Here is an 18,473-nt window from a genome sequence, read left to right as displayed (position 1 = left end):
CGGGGGGCCGAAGCTAAGTGCCTGATCTTCTGAGTTTGGCGACGCGGTAGATCAAGGCAGTTCCAGAGAAAACCGGTAGGGAACCGGACCTTCGCTGTACCCAGCGACCGGAGTCGAAAGGTGGTGCCATCATAGCGCGGCAAGTTGAAAAGCGATATCGCTTTGCCGACGGCGAGTCCTGGATTCTCACCGCCGCGGTGAGCCCGCGCCCTCGTGTGCGCGTCGCCGTCGTCGACGCCTACGGCACCGTCCTGAATGAATACCGCGATCGCGCGATCGGCAGGGCCGCGCCGGAGCGCCCGTGGGCGGTCTACCTGGCCGGCGCCGATCGCCGGTTCCGGCTCCTGGCGTTCGACCTCGACGCGCACGGCGACCCCGCGGCGGCAGCTCGCGACGCCGACGTGCTCGGCGGCCTCCTCCGCGACGTCGGCCTGCCCTACGTTCTCTGCGAGTCCGGGCCGACCGGCGGCCGGCACCTGTGGGTCGCCCTGGCCGAGTCCGTCGACGCCGAAACCGTCGCCACCCTCGCCCGCCTCACCAAGCACCTGTGCCCCACCCTCGACCTCTCGCCGCTCAGCAACGCCGTAACCGGCTGTGTGCGGCCCCCAGGAGCGCCCCACCGTGCCGGCGGGCACTCCACAGTCCTCAGCGGCGACGTGGACGCGCTCAGCGCCCCCACGGCCACCGCAGCCCAGGTGCGCGCGCTCGTGAGCCTCGTCGCCGGCCTCGTCGACGACACCGAGCCCGCACGGCCCATCGACCCCCGCTCACCGCTCCCGCTCGACTCCCACGGCCGCCTGCACCTGGCCGGCCCACGCCGGCAGCTCCCCGCCAACAGCGCCGCAGCGCTGCGCGAGACGCCCCTCGACGCCTCAGCGACGCTCTGGCGCGTCCTGATCGGCGCAGCGGCCGCCAGGTGGCGGCACGCCGACGTCGCCGCCCTCGTCGACACCGAGCCCGGCCTAGAGCACGTCCGCAGCCGCGTCACGACCCGCGGCCGCGCAGCTCGCCCGCGAGGCGAGCAGGCCGCCGTGCTCGGCCGGCAGTGGGACAAGGCCGTGCGCTACGTCGCCGCGAGTGACCGCCAGATCGGGGACGATCCCACGTTCGACCGCCGCGCCGACGTCATGGCCGCGCACGTCCGCGACGTGCAGCAGCGCGCCGACGCGGCCGCCGGCCGCTGGACCCGCGGAGGCGGCCCAGCCGATCGCCGCATCCTCGACGTGCTGAGCTTCCTCGCCCTGCACGCCCTCAGCGGCTCCGTGGAGGCCGACACCCGCCGCCTGGCCCTGTCGGCCGGGGTCGGCCGCGAGACAGCCAGAACGGCGCTCCTGCGCCTCGCGGAGGACGGATGGATCGCCCAGACAACGGCCGCCGACGGCACCCGCGCCGCTCACTGGACGATCGACCCACAGAGCGTTCTCCACAGCAACCTGGTTCATGCCCGGTCACAAGCGGACCCACGCCCCCCTGGGGCTGGGGCCGCTGAGAGAACGACCCTCCTCGCAACGCTGCGCACACGAACGACGGATGCCGCGCACGACCTGTTCACCGCTACCCGCCCTGCGCTCGGTCACCTGGCCGGGAACCTCTACGCACGGATCGACACCACAGCTCGCACCCTCGACGAACTCTCCCCCACCATCGGCGCCGATCCTCTCCGAACCCGTCGACTCCTCGACCGCCTCACCTACGCCGGCATCGTCGAGCGCAGCCGCGAAGGATGGCAGCGCGTCGACGCCCACTCCCCCGACGCCGCCGCCGAGCGCGCCGGAGTCGCCGGCCGACTCGACGCTCGCGCAGACCGCTACCGAGTCGAGCGCGAAGCATGGGCCTGGTGGAAGGCAGAGGAGGCGTGGATGCACGCACCACGTCGACCCGACGCGCGACGTCGACCGAGCCGCGGTCAACTCTCCCTCGTCCCCGAGGACGGCACCCACGCCTACGGCCCGCACCCGCGCCGAGCCGATGGCCGGCTGGACTACGCCGCAGCTCGACGGATCATCATCGAGGAGCGCGATGGAACAGCCGTACGCCCCTACGAGCGCTACGCCGACGGAGATCTCCGCTCGAGAACCCTCGTCGACGATAGCCCCGCGATCGACACCGCCGAGGGCGAGTGGATCGACCCCGGCTATTGCTCCCACGGAATGACCGTCGGCATCCGGTGCCGATACTGCGACGGCCCGGCCACGAAGCAGCTCGACACCCCGCAGCGCCGCGTCGCGTAGAGCCGATCCGCTGCGCGGAGGCGAGCCCACGGGCTCGCTGGTCGAGCCGGCGTCGCCGGCACTGTCAGGGCCTACGGCCCGTTCTTTTGCCGTGAAGCCTTCGGCAGCATACGGTCGTCAACCCTCCACCCAAGCGGCTGCGCCGCCGGCTCCTCCGAGACTTTCGGCACGCGGTCGCTGCGCTCCCTTATTTCGCGCCGAAACTCTCTCCCCCGCCGCCCTACGGGTTGTGCTCCGGGCATCCTCCCTAGCGGCGGTAAACCGCCTTCACGGCAAAAAAACGTGGAGGGGATGAGCAGGGAAATAACCCTATTACCGGCACGGAAGGTTCCGAACATGGCACGCAACGTCAAGACCACCAAGACCCCCGAGCAGCGTCGCGCCGAGGCCGAGGAGCTGCAAGCCACGATCGCGGAGCAGGTCGAGGCGCTGCGCGAGTCGGAGGCGTGGGCGCGGTTCCTGGACTTCACGAAGGCATTCCACCGCTACAGCATCAACAACCTGTTGTTGATCTTCGGCCAGTGCCCCGAGGCGTCCCACGTCGCCGGTTACCGGACGTGGCAGAAGCTCAACCGCCAGGTGCGCAAGGGTGAGCGCGGAATCCGCATCTTCGGCGGCCGCGACGTGCGCGAGACGGTCGAGAACCCCAAGACCGGCGAGGACGAGGAGCAGCGCCGAACGCTGTTCTTCCCGGTGTCCGTGTTCGACATGGGACAGACCGACCTCATCGACCCCGAGGCGGGCGACCCGACCGACATCGCGCGGCCGCTGACCGGAGACGACCCCGCAGGCATCTTCGACGCCGTGGCCGACTACCTCACCGGCAAGGGCTGGACCGTCGAGCGCGAGAGCATCCCCGGAGGCGCACACGGCTACACCGACCCCGAGGGCCGTCGCGTCGTGCTCGATTCCGACCTCTCCCCCGCCCAGGCCGCAAAGACCGGACTTCACGAGGCCGCGCACGTCATCCTGCACGCCGAGGAAGATCACGCCGAGTACGTCGAGCACCGCGGCACCAAGGAAACCGAGGCCGAGAGCGTCGCCTACGTCGTCGCCGGGATTCTCGGACTCGACACCAGCGCCTACAGCGTCGGCTACGTCGCCGGGTGGAGCAACTGCGACGCCGAGACGATCAAGGCCACCGCGGCAAACGTGCTGCGCGCAGCTCACGCCCTGGCCGACGCGCTCACCGAGCAGCCCGAGACCGTCGCCGCCTGAGCGGCAATAACTCTATTGCCGTCAAGACCGTTAGAGGAGAAGGAACGATGACCGCGGAAACCCTGTTCGACCTGGCCGAGTTCGAGCGCGAGGCCGTCGCCGCGACCGCATGGGACGGCGCGCCCCTGGCCTACACGACGAGCTACTACAGCCCCGCCGAGCTGGATGCAGCATTCGACCGCTACCGCGCCGAGTTCGGCGGCTTCGGATGCATCCCCCGCTCCCACATGTGGCACCGCAACAGCTACAACCAAGGCGAGCGCGCCGCGACCGACGACGGCCACGAGCTGCACATGTTCTACGCCGGCGCCTGGTGCAAAGAATCCGACCACGATCACACCGCCGACCCGCTCCCCGGCGGCGGCCGCTATCAGGCCGTGTGCCCCGGCTGCGCCTGGCACATCATCACCGAGCGCGAGAACGACGCCGTAGAGGCGTGGCACGACCACGCCCTGCCCGGCTGGCGATCACTGCCGATCATGCCCCGCCCCGCCGCAGCGGCCACCGACGAGAAGAAGGCGCGAGCCGCCGCCGCCAAGTGGTGCGCGGCCAACTACCCCGCCGAGTGGCAGCGTCCCGGCTCCCCCGTCCGCACCATCCGAGGGCCGCACGGCGGCCGACACGTCGAATCCCGATCCCCCTTCGGCGGCTACGACCTCGCGGCCGACTGACCACCCCACCAGACAGGAGAACCAGCATGGACACCCTCACAGAATCCGACGTCGCCGACCTCCTCGACGACCTCGCGCAGCTCCTCCCCTTCCCCACGACGCTCTACACCGACATGGGCGCGGATAGCTGGGCTCCACAGCTCTACTTCGGCCCCGTCGACCCGTCATCAGACCTCGCAGCCCACCGCGCCGGAATCGACGCCGACACCGTACGCCCGGTGTGGTGGATCGACCTCGACGGCGGAACGCGAACGATCCTCCTCGACGAGGTAACCCCCGACGACGTGTGCAACGTCGCCGCCCGAATCGCGCAGCTCTACCCCGAACACCGGCAATAACTCCAATACTGTTCCGAGCGGCCCCGCAATAGGGTTGGTGGCGTCGGCAGCACAGTCCGCGCCCCCCAGCGAGACACGCAGCCCCGGCACCCGCTCCCCGCCGCCACGTCGCCCCCCAGACCGCGCGGCGGGGAGCCTATACAGCGGCCGACGCCGGACGGAGCCGGCGCCGGCTAACGGACGGCCGGACGGAGCCGGCCGACTGCAGGGGCCTGTCGGCCCGTTCTTTTGCCGTGAAGCCTTCGGCAGCGTACGGTCGGCCAACCTGCGCGCTAGTGCTTTCGCGGCATATCCTCCCTCGCTGCGCTCAGTCCGGTATTCCACGGTCACTAGCACTCCGGCCGTCCTCCCTAGCGGCGAATGAATTCGCCTTCACGGCAAAAAAACGAGGGGTGGGAGGATTACCAAATGGAAGCGCTAACCGTCTACACGACCGGCCCGCAGTGTGGGAAGTGCCGCATGACGAAGATGATGCTCGACAGCAAGGGCGTCCCCTACGTCGAGGTGAACATCACCGAGAACCCCGACGCGCGCGAGTACATCACCGAGGAGCTGGGCTACACCGTGGCCCCGGTTGTCGTCGTCGACGATGACGATCACTGGTGCGACCTCCGACCCGACCACATCGAGCGGGTAGCCGCTCACTTTGCCGCCTGAGAACAGTAGTAAATAACTCTATTACCGCTTATACTGGTAATACCTACCCAAGGAGCAACCATGAACGCTCGCAACCTGACCCCGTATGACCGAGGCACCCGCCTAGAGCCGCAGCTCTGGCCGCTCGGGGATGACCCTGACAGCTACGGCCGGGTCGACTTCGACAACGACGAGTCGGCAACCGTGTTGACGGCCTACGTTGAACGCGAGGGCGACGGCTACGCGATGCACGTCGCAGGGATGGCCGAGCCCCTGAGCCTGGTCGTCGACGGCGGCGGGCGCGTCGTCCCGGTCGACGCTGAGCTGTGCGCGGGGATCGACGAGCTGCTGGACATGGCCCGCCGAGGCCGCGAGGACTTCGAGCACCAGGCGAGCTATGGCGACTACACCGCCGAGGATCGCGCGGCCGCCGATCGCCGTTGGCTGCTGGCCCAGAAGGTGGCCGAGCTGCTGCGCGGAGAAGCGGAGAAGCGGAGAAGGCTTGACGCTAATAGAGTCATTTACTACAATAGAGTTATTACTAAGGAGGACCGCATGACCACTCAGACCATCACCGTGACCCGGCTTGCCGATCTGCGATTCGGTGACCGGATCAAGAGCTGGGACGGCCGCCCCTACAACCCGCCCCGCCGGGTCGTGTCTGAGCTGGGGACGATCACCGCCGGTTCCCCCGTGCAGGGCGTCCGCTTGCAGAACCCCAACCCCACGAGCCCTATCGAGCTGGTGCTGTATCCGTCGCAGATGGACGGCCGCCGATTGGAGGTTGAGCGCGAGACATTCGATCCGGCATAATAACACTATTAGCGGCAACACCTGTAATACCGACCGAAGGAGAAGAACCCATGAGCTACATCACCCGCACCGGCAACCTGGCCGCGACGCCCACCCTCCGCGAGGGGGATAACGGCCCGTACACCTACGCCCGCGTCCTCGTCAGCGACCGCATCCGCCAGGAGGACAACAGCTACACCGACGGCCCCACCGTGGCCTACGACGTCGCCGTGAGCGGCAACCAGGCTGTGAACCTCGTCGAGGTCGCGGAGCAGTCGGGCAACGTCCGCGTGACGTTCTCGGGCCGCTACCGCGTCACCGAGTACAAGGGCGAGCAGGGCACCCGCTTGCAGCACGAGGTCCGAGCCGATGAGGTCGCGGTGAGTCTGCGCGGGCAGAGCGTCCGCGTCGTCGGCAAGCCCGCCGCCGAACAGGGCGACGACACCCCGTTCTGACCAGGCTTGGGGGAGGGGCGGCCGAGAGCGGTTGCCCCTCCCCGCCTGATGCCGAAGGAGGGGCACCAGCATGAACAAAGAGTGGGCCATGTGGGCCACCGCGGCGATTCTCGCCGTCACATCAACGCTCCTGTGGCTCGCGCAGCCGATCAGCACGGGTAGCGATCTTTGGCCGTTCTACTGACCAACCCGCATCACCGTCAATAGCTGTATTAGAGTTGTTCCCGTCAACGGAGGTATTTTCTTATGACCGCTCGAATTCTCGCCCTCTGCAACCAGAAGGGCGGCGTCGGCAAGAGCACGACGCTATTTCAGCTCGCGCGCGTCGCGGTGCTCGCCGGTCGCCGCGTGCTGGCGGTCGACAACGACCCGCAGGGCAACCTCACGAGCAACATCACGGCCGAGGAGGTCGACGCCGAGCAGGCGGGCCTGGCCGACGTGCTAAGCACCCGCGCAGACGACACCATGCGCGACGTCATCGTGCCGGGACTCTGGCCCGGCCTCGACGTCGTGCCGACGTCCGGGGCCTCACTCGGGAACGTGCGGGATGAGCTGGTCATAGCCGGCGCCGGCCGAGAGGTTCGGCTGCGCGAAGCGTTGGCCCAGGTGATCGAGGACTACGACCTGATCCTGATCGACTCCGCGCCATCCCTCGACCAGCTCACGATCAACGCCCTCACCGCGGCCGACGGGGCGGTGATCGTCACCCACACGAAGAAGTGGAGCCTTGACGGGCTCGGGCAGCTCCTCGACACGATCGGGAACGTCCAGCGGTACTACAACCCCGGACTGAGCGTCGCCGGAATCATCGTCAACCAGCACGAGGAGCGCACCGTCGGCGGGGCCGCCTGGCTCGACGAGCTCCGCGCGGCCGCCGAGGGCCGCGGGCTGCGCCTGATCGGTCGACCCATCCCCAAGCGCGTCGTGATCGCAGACGCCACCGAGGCCGCGCGCGGCCTCGACGAGTGGGGGAGTGCCGAGGCAACCGCGCTCGGAGCGATCTACGCCGAGCACCTGGCAGCTATCGAAGGAGATCCGTCATGAACCGTCCCGCCCCCCGTAAGTCGAGCCTGTCGAGCGCGAGCCCGTTCGATCACCCCACGGCCCCGGAAGCGTCCCAGGAGGCTCCCGCAGCGGCTCCGGCCTCCACTGCGCCCGCCCCGGCGGCTAAGAGCGTCACAGAGCCGCTGAGCGCCGCTGAGAAGGGGGAGAAGCCCGGCAAGCCCCCGAAGATCACGATCTACCAGCACCCCGACGACTCCGCCCGCATGCGCGGAGCGATCGTCGCCTACATGCGCAACGTCGGCATGACGAACCTGTCGAAGTTCGCGAACGAGGCGATCATGGAGAAGGTGGAGCGCCTGGAAGCTCAGTACAACGGCGGGGAGCCGTTCGAGCCTGTCGGCCCGGGCGTGCTCACCGTCGGTCGACCGATGGGGGAGTGACATGGTTTCTCGCACTGCAACAGCCGTGATCGTCAAGGCGTCGACGGTCGCCACCGATGGCGTCGAGGCGACGCGCTACTACGGCCCGTTCCTGCCGCACGTCGGCTCGGCCACGACGACGTTTCTCGAGGAGCTGGAGGACGAGCTGAAAGACTCCGGCCGTTACCGGAGCTGGGACGTTTCAGTGGAGGACGTGTTCATCGGAACCGACGAGTCCGATTGCGAAGTCCGCGCGACCAGGTAGGAGCACGCATGGCTACTCCATCGTCAATCGGCCTGCAAGCGGCGGGCCTCCTCGCAACGCTCGGAGACCCCGACGCCGACCCTAATCGTTCGCACGCAGTCATCGTTACGGACCCTGTAGTGAACCCCGGATTTCTAGAGGCTTACGGGCCCTACGAGAACGCGGCCGAGGCGGCCGCAGCGCTCGAAGTCATCCGGACCAAGATCGACATGGGCCGGCCTGGCGGGTGGGCGTGGACGTACACCGTCACACCGCTCCGATCGACCCCATAGGGCTACGGCGTGCGCTGTACCGGAGTGACCGCGGACGCCCAGACCCAGGCGCGGTACTCGGTGCCGCGGATCGAGAACACCACCCCGACGGCATCCGCCGTCCAGCGCGCCGCTACCGCGTCGACGAGCGCAGGTTTCAACCCGAACCGCACCCAGGCTCGCACCGGCTTGGGTCGAGGGTCGATCGTCACCGGCTCGGAGTCCAAGCGCAGCTCCTCTGGCGTGAGTGACTGCAAGGGGCCAGCGCTCACCACCGCCTGTTCCAAGATGCGCTCATTCATCAGACGGTCGTAGTGGTGCGCATAGCGCTTGTTGCTCCCGATGGCCGACTCCTCCCCGGCCAGGATGAGACTACCGTTATTCGAACATGTGTTCGATTTGCGCGGTCCTTTGCTTTGCCCCCGAGCGCATGTCAGTTACGATCCGGGAAGCTCTGGGGGGAGTGTCTATGACTGAGCGAGTAGCGGAACGGGTGCGCCGACTGCTGCACGAGAACCCGGAGCTTGAAATCCGGTTCACCGAGGCGATCACGCGGGATAGCTACTACCAAGGCCCCGTCGTGCTGTTCTTGCACCCCACGCACCAGGCCCTCGTCGACGAGCTGCGCGCCGAATCTCGCTGACACTGACGGACCGACGCGATCTTTCCAACTATTGCTTACGTCGTTGGAGATTCCGATGGCCGTCTATCAAGGCGTAACTAGGTGATTTCGTTGAGTTCAGGCACGAGCGATCTGTTGGATGACTTGGATGGCTACGGCGACGACGAGGGCGTTGTAGAAGAAGCTCACGATGCTGTGTGTGAGGACGAGCCACCGCATCCGCACGGTGGCCACGGTGGCGTCGGATGTCGCGAACGAGGTTCCGATCGTGAACGCGAAGTACAGGAAGTCCGCCAGGCCGGGATGTGTCGTGCGGGGGAATTCGAGCGCGGGATGCTCGGGGTCGCGGTGTTGGAGTGTTTCGTAGACCTGGGCGAAGCCGGTGTGGAGCAGGTGCCAGGACAAGATGATGCCGATCGCGGCCGCCACTCCGAGGAATACCGTTTCCCCTCGGGGAGCTTCGGCGGGAACGCGGATTGTGATCGCGAGAACGGCTGCGTTCACCCCGACGAGACTGGCCATGAGCGGTAGCACCCACGACAGTGTGTCTAGGGTTCCCGATCGGCGGCTTCCGTCTCGGCCGGTGATGCTGCGCCGCCAGGTGAGGATTGACCCGGTGAGGAGATATGCCGTCGCTAGTGCTTCCCACACGATCAGCACGACCACGCTTCCGGAGAGCACGTACCCCACTGCCACGAGCACGGTCACGAGTTCTGCAGCAGTGACGAGGTAGTCGGCCCAGCGGTGCGTTCCCTCGCGTGGGGGCCGCTCTGCGTCCATGATCGCTTCCCCTCAAGATTCGCCAGTCTCAGCAACCCTACAGCTTGGTTACCTTCCGGATGGTAACCTTTGGTTATGGGAACTGAGACACCGCATTCGATCATCGCCGCGGCCTTCGCGCAGCTGGAAGAGGGCGGGTCGGTGTCGTTGGATTCGGTCGCCCGCGCGGTCGGGTTGACGAAGCCCGGAGTGATGTATCACTACCCCACTAAGGAAGCCCTCATGCTCGCGCTGGTCGATTCGGTCCTGGACCGGTGGGAGAGCGAGCTCACCGCCCGACTCGGGGTTACTTCGTCCCAGGCGGGCCCGCATGATCGGATCCGCGCCTACCTGGACTGGTCGCTTTCCGGAGAGTTCAGCGAAACAGACCTGGTCGCGATGAGCGACCCGAAACTACGCCGCACCCTCACCCACCGGTGGACGGAGCGCCTCGCACCCTGGCTGACACTGCCGACCGATCTAGCCCCCGACGTGCGGGCGCGACTGATCGCCGCACGACTCCTCGCCGATGGCGGCTGGCTCGCCGACGCCACCAACTTCTTTCCCCCCACACCCGATGAACGCGCCCGCGTTCACCTCCTCGCCCACAACCTGATTAAGGAATAGCAAATGAAGAAATGGCTCCTGCTCGCTGGAGCGATCGTCAGCGAGGTCACGGCCTCGCTCGCCCTCCAAGCCGCTCAAGACCACCCCGCCTGGTACGTCGTCGTCGGCGTCGGCTTTGTCGCCGCTTTCAGCCTCCTCGGCCTCGTTCTCCGGCAGGGCATGGCACTCGGTGTGGCCTACGGCATCTGGGGGGCGATGGGTGTGGCGCTGACCGCTATCTTCGCCGCGATCATCTTCGGCCAACCCCTCACCCTGATCATGATCCTTGGCCTGGTCCTCATCATCGGCGGCGTCCTCACCGTCGAAATGGGCTCCCAAGCTGCGATCCGCAAGCGGGAGGCGAACGCCTGATGGTCTGGCTCTTCCTCATCATCGCCATCATCCTCGAAGTCGGCGCCGCACTGTCCCTGCGGGTGGCCACGAATGGCAAGAAGCTGTTCTTCATCGCCGTGGTCATCGGGTACCTCGGTGCGTTCTTCTTCCTCACACAGGTCCTCTCGCTGGGCCTTGGCATCGGTGTCGCCTACGGAATCTGGGCCGCGTCCGGCGTTGCGCTCACCGCGGTGGCCAGCAAGTTCCTGTTCAACGAGCCCTTCACCTGGGTGATGGCCGCCGGTATCGCGCTCATCATCGGCGGTGTCCTCCTGGTCGAGCTCGGTGCTGCCCACTAACCGGCCGAGCGCCGCCGTCCGACGGGCGTCCACAAATAGGATGCACGTTCGCCGCTTCCCCGCGAGCCTCGGCTCCCGCGGAGGCGGGAGGGGTGCGTTGTCCTCCGCTGGGCTTGCTGCGCATCCGTTCAGGTATGCGCTTATCGCCACCCTCGGCGTCGGGTGTGGGATGGCGATCCTGGCCGCGGTCGGCGCCCTGGGAACCGTCCTCGTGTACATCGGACTAGCGTTCTTCCTGGCCATCGCCGCGGAACCGCTCCTCAGCTACGCGCAGCAGCGAAGAATGCCTCGGTGGGCGGCAGTTCTCACTATCGCCTTCATTCTCCTCGTCGGCACCGCGTTCCTCATCACTGTGATCCTTCCAGCAGTGTCCGAACAGGTCACGGCCGTCGCTAATCAGGCCTTTACGCTCGTGTCGGCGATCCCGGATCAGCCGTGGTTCCTCTGGCTGATCGGCATGATCGGGGATGGTCTGGACGTGAACAATCTGCTGGCGAACGCGACTGCTTTCCTCGCGAATCCAGATCAGCTCTTGAAACTCTCTGGTGGTCTGCTAGAGGTTGGCACCGGCATCATCGACGCCATCACTGGTGTGATCATCGTGACCGTTTTGACGATCTACCTCGCTCTCACCATGCCGGCCATCAAGGCGAAGGCGTACGAGCTGGTCGCGTACCGCGCCCGCCACCGAGTGAAGTCGATCGCGGAGGAAATTCTGCAGTCTGTTGGTCGTTTCGTCGGGGGACAGATCGTCCTCGCGTTCGTTAATGCGCTCGTAACGTTCATCGTGACCTCCGCGGCGGGAAGCCCAGCTCCTGCCCTCCTTTCTCTGATCGCCTTTATTGGTGCGCTCATCCCCGTTGTCGGGCCTGTCATCGGAGCGAGCATCGCGGCCATCATCACACTCGAGACGGGCCTGGTTCCGGCCATCGTCGTTGCCGCCATCCTGCTCGCCTACCTGCAAGTAGAGGCCTACGTACTCACGCCGCGAGTCATGGCCCGCGCCGTAGCCATGCCGGGAGCACTTGTTATCGTCGCTGCCCTCGGTGGCGCTGCCCTCGGCGGCATTCTCGGTGCCCTTGTCGCGGTGCCAATCGCCGCTGCTGGCATCACGATCGTCAACCGGGTCATCATCCCCCATCAACAAGCGGATGTACCGCGGGTGGTGCGGCTCCGCCGCCGGGAGGATTCGGCAAGCTAGCGGGTACCTTCATGCGGGGTGTTGAGGGGGCGCATCAGCGCTAGCGCGAAGGTTCCCACTGCCGCGGCGGTGACTGCGATGAGAGTGACGGCGATAGGACCGTGGTCGAGGACAAGGCCGCCGAGGGTGGCTCCGGCTGCGACACCGAGGTTGAGGACGGTGACGACGATGCTTCCGGCCAGAGGTCGGAATGCGCTCGTGGATACGCGCATCACCCGGGTTTGCAGGATCGGGGGAAACGCGCCGACCGCGATTCCCCAGATCGCAACTCCGATGATGAACACGACCGGTTGCCCTGAGCTCAAAGCGAGCACGGCGAGACCAACCGTCACTAGAGTTGCCGCGGCGACGATCGCACCGCGTGGGTACCGGTCGGACGCGAAACCGGACCCGGCGATACCTACTGCCCCGCTCACTCCGAACACCAACAGCATCAAGGGGATCGCGGCACCGGGCAGCCTGCCCAACTGGGTGACTAGTGCCGTGAGGTAGGTGAAGACAGCGAAGTGCCCGACCAACACCAGCCCTCCCGCGATCGCTACCGCAATCACTCGGGAAGCGCTGCGATCCCACCCGCCGCCACCGGCAGGCATCGTTGACGGTACCTGCGGCAGGATGAGCCAGAGCACCGCGGCGGTCATGACAAGAGCCACAGATAGGCCGATGAAGATGGCCCGCCACCCCACCACATCGGCCAGAGCCGCCGCGATCGGTAGTCCGGCAAGGCCGGCGAGCGTGGGCCCAGCCAGGACGATCGCCAGCGCCCGTCCGAGCCGCTCGGCAGTGATGACGGAGGCGACGTAGGAAACGACGAGTGCCCAGAACAGGCCGTGCGCCGTCGCGGCGAGGATACGACCGGTAAGTGCGAGCGGGAGGCTAGAGGCGGTCGCGGTGAGCAGGTTCGCTGCCGCGATCACGATTAGACACGCTGCCAGCAGTGGCGTGCGGGGTAACCGGATCGTGAGCCGCACAAGTGGAATCCCCACGATCGCAATGGTGAGCGCCCAGGCGCTCACCAGCAACCCAATTGCTGATTCGGAGACGCCCAGATCGGCGCTCATTACCGGCAAGAGCCCAGATGGCAACATCTCGACCGTCACCGTCAGCAGCGTCGCCGCGGTCAGCACCGACAGAATCGGCCAGGCCCGGTGCGGACCGGCGGTGCCGGGCAGGGGTAAAGACGTCGATCGTGTGCTCATGCGACTACGCTAAAGATTGACACCACTGTCAAGGTCAAGCCTGGTGCCCCAAGTCCCAGGCGAGAGAGATGAGCGGATGCGGATCGGTGAGATATCCCAGCGCAGTGCAGTCGCGCCCCGAATGCTGCGCTACTACGAAGCCCAGGGACTCCTCCAACCTGGACGACACCCCAACGGGTACCGCGACTACTCCGAATCCGATCTGAACCAGGTCGTCACGATCCGAGACCTCTCTCGCTCCGGTGTCCCGACGCGATTCATCAAGATTGTCCTCGACCGCCAGAGCGGCCAATCCGGATGGTCGAGCACCTGCGACGACATCCTCGCCCGCATGGTCACCGAACAGATCGACGACCTCGACACCAAGATCGCCTGCCTCACCACCAGCCGCGCAGCGCTGACCCAGTTCCTCCGCGAAACCCACGCCAACACCTAACGCAGCCATCGACGCGCCGCCTGGTAGTCCGGTACTCGGTCTCTTGTAGGAATCCGCAACGGACCGAAACTGATCGATTCCGGCACGGCCGCGAGCTGCACCGCGGCGACGTCGACACGCCGTGCCGAAAGTCTGTGCCGAAACCCTCTTGTGCCGAAACTTCTTATAGACCGTTTTCGGGAAACCCGGTAGACTGGTAAGACGACGAAGGGAGCCCATCGTGGCTGAGACATTCACGGTCGAGCAGGAGTGGCCGGAGTTGTTCGCGCAGCTCGACGCGACGCAGCGCGACAGCGTGCGCCAGGCCCTCGCCGCCGGATGGCACGAAGGGTTCACCCCGACCCGCGAGGACGTCGAGAACGTGACCGACTACACCCGCGGGGCGATCGACCTCGCGGAGTACCGTCGACGCGGCCACGCTGCCGCTCGCCGCGCAGCCGGCGTCGTCGGCGCCGGCCGCTGACGTGGCATCCCAGTTCGATAGCTGGGAGTCGTACTTCTACCCCGACACGATCGACCCGGATACCGGGATCGGGACGCTGCGCAACCTCTACGAGGAGCGCGACGCGCGGGTGCTGTCTCGGATGGAGTACACCGACACCACCGTGCGCGCTGTGCAGCTCGGTAACGGCGAGGTTGAGATACCTCGCACGTTCGACGGGGCGCACCTACGCGCGATCCACGGGCACCTGTTCCAGGACGTCTACGAGTGGGCGGGGGAGTACCGCACTGTCGAAATGTCGAAGGGTCCGGGTCGCGGATTCGGTGAGGTCAGGTCGGGCGAGGTCGATCGGTATCTGTCCGACGCGCGCCAGCTCGTGACGTCGACCGACTGGGCCAAGATCGGCCGTAACGACTTCATCGCCACTTCCTCGACCGTGTTCGCCTACGTCAACCAGGCGCACCCCTTCCGCGAGGGGAACGGCCGCACGTCGAAGGTGTTCATGGCGCACGTGGCCGAGCAGTCGCCGTACCGGTTCGACTTCGCCCGCGTGAGCCCGGAGCAGTGGAACGGGGGATCGGCCATGAGCCGGCCCGACATGTTCGCCTACGCTCCCGAGCCCGCCTCTCTCGTCCCGGTGTTCGCCGCGGTGACCGTCGAGCGCACGGCACCGCAGGCCGGCCCTGACCGGGCCGCTCAGGTGCGTTCAGCGCTCAGCGCCTCCTACCCGCGGCCCGCGGCCGAGGCGACCAAGCAGACGCCGCAGCGGGGCACACAGGCCCGCCCGCCGAGTGCCGGCTACCGCGCCAACCGCGGACCCGACGTCAGTCGTGACCGATAGGAAGATCCCATGTTCGATTCACTTCTCCCAAATGTCGTCGGCGGGGCCGGCGTGGTTCTGTTCGTCGTCGGCTCGATCGCGCTGCTTACCTCGCGCGATCGCTTCGCCCGCACCAGCGGCGGTGTCCGTCGACTCCTCTGGTCGCTCGGCGTGTGCGAGGTCGCCGTAGTGCTCTGGATCGCCGCACTCTGGATCGACGGGACCGCATGGCTTCCCGGCCGGATCATCGCCACCGTCGCTGTGCTCGCCGGGCTCGCGTTCGTCGTCCCGCGCATGCGCCGCATCGCGCGCGCGCCGCGCAGCGCACCGGCCGCGGACGTCGAGCAGGTTCAGCAGTGACGAACGTCGTCGGTTACGCCCGAGTGTCGAAGCGGGAGCAGAACCCCGCCGCTCAGGAGGCCGAGCTGCGCGCGGCCGGCGCTTCTCGAGTATTCGTTGACCACGGCGAGTCGAGCCGCATCACAGACCGCCCCCAGTGGCTCGCCTGCCTCGACTACCTCCGCGAGGGCGACACCCTCCTGGTGCGCCGCCTCGACCGGCTCGGAGGGTCGGAGCGAATCATCATCGAGACGCTGCACGACCTCGACCGCCGGGGCGTGAACATCAAGAGCCTTACGGAGCCGATGATCGACACCACAACCCCGATGGGCCGCGCCCTGTTCGGCATGGTGGCCGTGTTCGCACAGCTCCGCGTCGACACGATCCGGGACAACACCCTGCGCGGCCTCGCTCACGCCAAAGCGCAGGGTCGAGTCGGTGGCCGGCCGTCGAAGATGACGCCGGAGAAGATCGCACAGGCGCAGCGGATGCGCGCCGAGAACCGCAGCCTCGACCACATCGCCGGAGTGCTCAGCGTCGGCAAGTCGACGGTTGCCCGCGCCCTCAGCAAGGCCGATCAGGAACTCACCCAGACGCAGCGGTAGCCCCGTCCTGGTCATCGTGGAGCAGGACGCCCGGAGCCACATTGAGCGCGCCGGCTATCGCGTTCAGCTCGTCGACGGTGAGGCCGCACGGCCTGGTCAGGTGCAGCCGCCGGGTAAGCGTGCGCAGCTTGATCCCGGTCGCGTCGGCCAGCCACTCGACGGTCAGACCCCGAGTGTCGAGCACGCGCCGGATGCGCTGCGCGACCTGCACAGCAATGGATCGCGTCATCGGCCATCGCCCCCCAACTCACCCTCACGAGTGAGCGTGTCGATCACCGTCACGACGTCACTCCCCGGCACCGTCACGGACGCCGCCAGCCGGTAGCCGGAGCGGCCGTAATCGTAGAGCTGCTGGTCACGCTGGCTCACGTTCCGCATCAGCCGGCCGCGCTCCTCGTCCGACGTCGGCAGCGTCGTTGTCAGCGTTGCGAAACTCACGGGTCCACTCATCGTTCGATCCCATTCCCTTGTTGTGTGTCCGATGAAAGTAGGCAGTTCGGCGGTACGCCGAGGTGCCGGCTTTCTCGGAACACTTGCCGCCTTGCACGCAGCGGAGAGCCGGTCAAGGGGAGCCCGCAGGGCTCTCCCGAAGGGACGCGAAGCGCCCTTGACGGGATCGGGAGCGGAGTGCAACCCCGCAGCGCGGGGACACACGAAAGCCCCACGCCGCAGAGCGGAACGTGGGGCCGGAACCGTGCCAGCGATCAACCCTCCGTAGAAGGCTCCGACTGCGCATCGTCAGCCGCCGTAGGGGCCGAGCTGGACGCAGGCTTGCGCGTCGATCGACGCCGCGTGCGCGCCTTCTTGTCGGGCTCAGAGAACCCGATCTTGCGCAGCTCGTCCGCAGACCATCCGGCACTCAGCGCGGCCGAGTAAGCGCGCACGTCCTCGCGCTCCGCGGTCGCGATCCGCTCCGCGATCCGTGCCTGTAGATCGGCCAGCTCGCGGGCCGTCTCGTCGCGCACATCACTGAGCGACTGCCGCGCCTCCGCGACGGTACGAACCGCTGTCAGGCGGTCATCCTGTAGACGTCGCGCGCGCTCGATTGCTTCCTCTGGTGTCAGTTGCGTAGCCATGCACCAATCGTACGGATCGAGCCGTTCGAAGTCGACGCCTGTCGACACATCAAAAGCACGCCGAGGCGAAGCCTCGACCACTCCCGTCTGTCGACGTGAGCGAACCCGAATGGAGTCCCAGACGGAGCAAGCTAAAGACTTAGCAGGGCTAAGTGGGCTTGACCCCTCGACAGTCGTCGACGGGTGCGGCACACTGGACGTGTGGTCCCCGCACGGGGCGGGGTCGCTGCGCTGGGCCGAAGGAAGGGGATCGCATGTCAGATGAGACGGCAGCCGAGCCCCAGACCGAGCGGCGTCGGCGCGCGAATGCTCCGGGCGGTCGGAAGCACAAGCACGAAGTGAAGGTGACTCCCGAGGAGGAGGGCCGGCTGCTGCGCCTCGCGCTCGCTCAGCGGGTGACCATCCCGCGGCTGCTGGTCGAGACGACCCTTGCATCCGAGATGGGGGAGACGGTCACCGAGCGGCGCAACGCGATCGGGAAGCTGTTCGAGCTGCACCGGCTGTTGGCCGCGGTGTCGAACAACGTCAACCAGATCGCGAAGGCCACCAACGCCACCGGTCAGCGTCAGGCAGAGACGGACGCCACGCTCGCCGCCGTGCGCCGAGTAGCGGAGCGCATCGACGCGGCCGTGGATGAGCTGAGCCTGTCATGATGCCGAACGTTACGCGCGGCGATCGGATGCCCGGCCTCGTGTCCTACCTCGTCGGCGGCGGTCGCCACAACGAGCACACGGAGCCGCACCTGGTGGCCGGCGATCACGCGCTCATGGCGTGGTACGACGATGCGGAGCTGAGCGGCGACAACGCGAAGGCGATCGCGCGTCACCTGGACCGGCCGCGTACCGCTATGGGCGTCGAGGTCAAGGGCGGTCACGTGTGGCACGCCTCACTGTCGCTGCGCGCCGAGGAGGGCATTCGCACTGACCAGGAGTGGGCGGCGATCGCGCAAGACTTTGTGTCCGCGATGGGGTTCGACGACAACGACGGGACCAAGGCCCCGTGCCGTTGGGTCGCGATCCGTCACGGCCTCTCGCAGGCCGGAAACGACCACGTGCACATCGCGGTGAACCTGGTTCGCGAGGACGGCACGAAGGCTTCGACGCACCTGGACTACCAGCGTGCACAGAACGCTGCGCGCGCCCTCGAAGTGAAGTACGGCTTGGAGCAGTTGGAGTCGACGAAGGGGGAGCGTGCGACGCGCGGCTACAGCCCCGCGGAGCAGTCCCGCGTCGAGGAGCGTTCGGCGCTCATGGCGCAGCGCAAGTACGAGCAGCACGCGGCGCGCATCGGGGGAGAGCAGCCCGAATGGCACCGCCTCGACCCGAAGGAGCGCCAGGCACGCATCACGGCTGAGGTTCGACTGAATGCGCCCCGGAACGACCTCGCGCGCAGCGT

28 protein-coding genes are annotated in these 18,473 nt (G+C 67.2%); 22 read left to right on the top strand and 6 right to left on the bottom strand.

From position 1 onward, the window contains the following. The first annotated feature begins 197 nt into the window (after positions 1 to 197). From FFS56_RS18850 to FFS56_RS18805, 10 genes are all read left to right on the top strand, one after another. Positions 198 to 2,231, top strand: coding sequence for a hypothetical protein (locus tag FFS56_RS18850; RefSeq protein WP_249353005.1), 2,034 nt, complete (start codon positions 198 to 200; stop codon positions 2,229 to 2,231). 336 nt (positions 2,232 to 2,567) lie between these two features. Then, positions 2,568 to 3,449 carry an ArdC-like ssDNA-binding domain-containing protein gene (locus FFS56_RS18845; protein WP_068484200.1) on the top strand — a complete coding sequence of 294 codons (882 nt, stop codon included), beginning with the start codon at positions 2,568 to 2,570 and terminating at the stop codon, positions 3,447 to 3,449. 47 nt (positions 3,450 to 3,496) lie between these two features. Further along, positions 3,497 to 4,120: a DUF6349 family protein gene (locus FFS56_RS18840; RefSeq protein WP_137772244.1), complete on the top strand. Its 624-nt coding sequence runs from the start codon at positions 3,497 to 3,499 to the stop codon at positions 4,118 to 4,120. A 26-nt stretch (positions 4,121 to 4,146) separates the two neighbouring features. Further along, positions 4,147 to 4,458: a hypothetical protein gene (locus tag FFS56_RS18835; RefSeq protein ID WP_068484203.1), complete on the top strand. Its 312-nt coding sequence runs from the start codon at positions 4,147 to 4,149 to the stop codon at positions 4,456 to 4,458. 408 nt (positions 4,459 to 4,866) lie between these two features. Then, on the top strand, positions 4,867 to 5,115 hold the full coding sequence (locus FFS56_RS18830) for a glutaredoxin domain-containing protein (protein ID WP_137772243.1): 249 nt from the start codon (positions 4,867 to 4,869) through the stop codon (positions 5,113 to 5,115). A gap of 60 nt (positions 5,116 to 5,175) precedes the next feature. Beyond that, positions 5,176 to 5,907 (top strand): hypothetical protein, encoded by a 732-nt coding sequence (locus FFS56_RS18825; RefSeq protein WP_137772242.1) that lies wholly within the window; start codon positions 5,176 to 5,178, stop codon positions 5,905 to 5,907. Between the two features lie 50 nt (positions 5,908 to 5,957). Then, entirely contained in the window at positions 5,958 to 6,341 is a 384-nt protein-coding gene (locus FFS56_RS18820) for a single-stranded DNA-binding protein (protein ID WP_068483742.1), read from the top strand. A 246-nt stretch (positions 6,342 to 6,587) separates the two neighbouring features. After that, the gene (locus tag FFS56_RS18815; protein ID WP_068483744.1) at positions 6,588 to 7,385 is read left to right on the top strand and encodes a ParA family protein; all 798 of its coding nucleotides are present in this window, start codon (positions 6,588 to 6,590) and stop codon (positions 7,383 to 7,385) included. After that, a complete protein-coding gene (locus FFS56_RS18810) occupies positions 7,382 to 7,786 on the top strand; it encodes a hypothetical protein (protein ID WP_068483746.1) in 405 nt (134 codons plus the stop codon). The genes FFS56_RS18815 and FFS56_RS18810 overlap by 4 nt, the downstream gene beginning before the upstream one ends. Position 7,787: 1 nt before the next feature. After that, positions 7,788 to 8,030 (top strand): hypothetical protein, encoded by a 243-nt coding sequence (locus FFS56_RS18805; protein WP_124093348.1) that lies wholly within the window; start codon positions 7,788 to 7,790, stop codon positions 8,028 to 8,030. A gap of 274 nt (positions 8,031 to 8,304) precedes the next feature. Here FFS56_RS18805 and FFS56_RS18800 read toward each other — a convergent pair whose 3' ends face one another. Next, positions 8,305 to 8,583 carry a hypothetical protein gene (locus FFS56_RS18800; RefSeq protein ID WP_082775568.1) on the bottom strand — a complete coding sequence of 93 codons (279 nt, stop codon included), beginning with the start codon at positions 8,581 to 8,583 and terminating at the stop codon, positions 8,305 to 8,307. A 167-nt stretch (positions 8,584 to 8,750) separates the two neighbouring features. Here FFS56_RS18800 and FFS56_RS18795 point away from each other — a divergent pair, with 167 nt between their 5' ends. Then, positions 8,751 to 8,924 carry a chemotaxis protein CheY gene (locus FFS56_RS18795; RefSeq protein WP_068483752.1) on the top strand — a complete coding sequence of 58 codons (174 nt, stop codon included), beginning with the start codon at positions 8,751 to 8,753 and terminating at the stop codon, positions 8,922 to 8,924. Positions 8,925 to 9,020: 96 nt separating this feature from the next. Here the strand turns inward: FFS56_RS18795 and FFS56_RS18790 are convergent, their stop codons facing one another. Continuing rightward, complete coding sequence (locus FFS56_RS18790) at positions 9,021 to 9,683, bottom strand: DUF1345 domain-containing protein (protein ID WP_068483755.1); 663 nt, start codon at positions 9,681 to 9,683, stop codon at positions 9,021 to 9,023. Positions 9,684 to 9,758: 75 nt separating this feature from the next. On the opposite strand from FFS56_RS18790, the gene FFS56_RS18785 reads away from it, so the two are divergent. The 4 genes from FFS56_RS18785 to FFS56_RS18770 all read left to right on the top strand — a co-directional run bounded on the left by FFS56_RS18785 (position 9,759) and on the right by FFS56_RS18770 (position 12,161). Next, positions 9,759 to 10,289, top strand: a complete 531-nt coding sequence (locus tag FFS56_RS18785; RefSeq protein ID WP_068483756.1) for a TetR/AcrR family transcriptional regulator — start codon at positions 9,759 to 9,761, stop codon at positions 10,287 to 10,289. A gap of 3 nt (positions 10,290 to 10,292) precedes the next feature. Then, positions 10,293 to 10,640: an SMR family transporter gene (locus FFS56_RS18780; protein ID WP_068483758.1), complete on the top strand. Its 348-nt coding sequence runs from the start codon at positions 10,293 to 10,295 to the stop codon at positions 10,638 to 10,640. Next, positions 10,640 to 10,960 (top strand): SMR family transporter, encoded by a 321-nt coding sequence (locus tag FFS56_RS18775; protein ID WP_068483760.1) that lies wholly within the window; start codon positions 10,640 to 10,642, stop codon positions 10,958 to 10,960. Before FFS56_RS18780 ends, FFS56_RS18775 begins: the two co-directional genes overlap by 1 nt. Before the next feature lie 169 nt (positions 10,961 to 11,129). Further along, complete coding sequence (locus tag FFS56_RS18770) at positions 11,130 to 12,161, top strand: AI-2E family transporter (protein WP_171011049.1); 1,032 nt, start codon at positions 11,130 to 11,132, stop codon at positions 12,159 to 12,161. On the opposite strand, the gene FFS56_RS18765 is transcribed toward FFS56_RS18770, so the two are convergent. After that, positions 12,158 to 13,360 carry an MFS transporter gene (locus tag FFS56_RS18765; protein WP_137772240.1) on the bottom strand — a complete coding sequence of 401 codons (1,203 nt, stop codon included), beginning with the start codon at positions 13,358 to 13,360 and terminating at the stop codon, positions 12,158 to 12,160. The two genes, FFS56_RS18770 and FFS56_RS18765, sit on opposite strands and share 4 nt — an antisense overlap. 76 nt (positions 13,361 to 13,436) lie before the next feature. On the opposite strand from FFS56_RS18765, the gene FFS56_RS18760 reads away from it, so the two are divergent. The 5 genes from FFS56_RS18760 (at position 13,437) to FFS56_RS18740 (ending at position 16,002) form a co-directional block, all read left to right on the top strand. Further along, positions 13,437 to 13,796, top strand: coding sequence for a MerR family transcriptional regulator (locus FFS56_RS18760; RefSeq protein ID WP_086991036.1), 360 nt, complete (start codon positions 13,437 to 13,439; stop codon positions 13,794 to 13,796). A gap of 220 nt (positions 13,797 to 14,016) precedes the next feature. Then, a complete protein-coding gene (locus FFS56_RS18755; protein ID WP_137772239.1) occupies positions 14,017 to 14,259 on the top strand; it encodes an antitoxin VbhA family protein in 243 nt (80 codons plus the stop codon). 1 nt (position 14,260) lies between these two features. Then, on the top strand, positions 14,261 to 15,079 hold the full coding sequence (locus FFS56_RS18750) for a Fic family protein (protein WP_137772238.1): 819 nt from the start codon (positions 14,261 to 14,263) through the stop codon (positions 15,077 to 15,079). Between the two features lie 9 nt (positions 15,080 to 15,088). Continuing rightward, entirely contained in the window at positions 15,089 to 15,418 is a 330-nt protein-coding gene (locus FFS56_RS18745) for a hypothetical protein (RefSeq protein ID WP_137772237.1), read from the top strand. After that, positions 15,415 to 16,002, top strand: coding sequence for a recombinase family protein (locus tag FFS56_RS18740; RefSeq protein WP_137772236.1), 588 nt, complete (start codon positions 15,415 to 15,417; stop codon positions 16,000 to 16,002). Before FFS56_RS18745 ends, FFS56_RS18740 begins: the two co-directional genes overlap by 4 nt. Here the strand turns inward: FFS56_RS18740 and FFS56_RS18735 are convergent. The 3 genes from FFS56_RS18735 to FFS56_RS18725 all read right to left on the bottom strand — a co-directional run bounded on the left by FFS56_RS18735 (position 15,983) and on the right by FFS56_RS18725 (position 17,078). Beyond that, positions 15,983 to 16,231, bottom strand: a complete 249-nt coding sequence (locus tag FFS56_RS18735) for a helix-turn-helix transcriptional regulator (RefSeq protein WP_137772235.1) — start codon at positions 16,229 to 16,231, stop codon at positions 15,983 to 15,985. The two genes, FFS56_RS18740 and FFS56_RS18735, sit on opposite strands and share 20 nt — an antisense overlap. Next, a complete protein-coding gene (locus FFS56_RS18730; RefSeq protein WP_137772234.1) occupies positions 16,228 to 16,440 on the bottom strand; it encodes a hypothetical protein in 213 nt (70 codons plus the stop codon). Before FFS56_RS18730 ends, FFS56_RS18735 begins: the two co-directional genes overlap by 4 nt. A 266-nt stretch (positions 16,441 to 16,706) precedes the next feature. Next, a complete protein-coding gene (locus FFS56_RS18725) occupies positions 16,707 to 17,078 on the bottom strand; it encodes a hypothetical protein (protein WP_137772233.1) in 372 nt (123 codons plus the stop codon). Between the two features lie 254 nt (positions 17,079 to 17,332). Here FFS56_RS18725 and mobC point away from each other — a divergent pair, with 254 nt between their 5' ends. After that, positions 17,333 to 17,731, top strand: coding sequence for a plasmid mobilization relaxosome protein MobC (gene mobC / locus FFS56_RS18720; protein ID WP_137772232.1), 399 nt, complete (start codon positions 17,333 to 17,335; stop codon positions 17,729 to 17,731). Beyond that, the coding region (locus FFS56_RS18715; RefSeq protein WP_171011070.1) for a relaxase/mobilization nuclease domain-containing protein at positions 17,728 to 18,473 on the top strand (746 nt) is incomplete at its 3' end. The genes mobC and FFS56_RS18715, both read left to right, overlap by 4 nt.

The organism is Microbacterium sp. Beta (genome assembly GCF_005502545.1).
GTDB lineage: Bacteria > Actinomycetota > Actinomycetes > Actinomycetales > Microbacteriaceae > Microbacterium > Microbacterium oxydans.
This window is presented reverse-complemented; position numbering and strand designations above follow the sequence as displayed.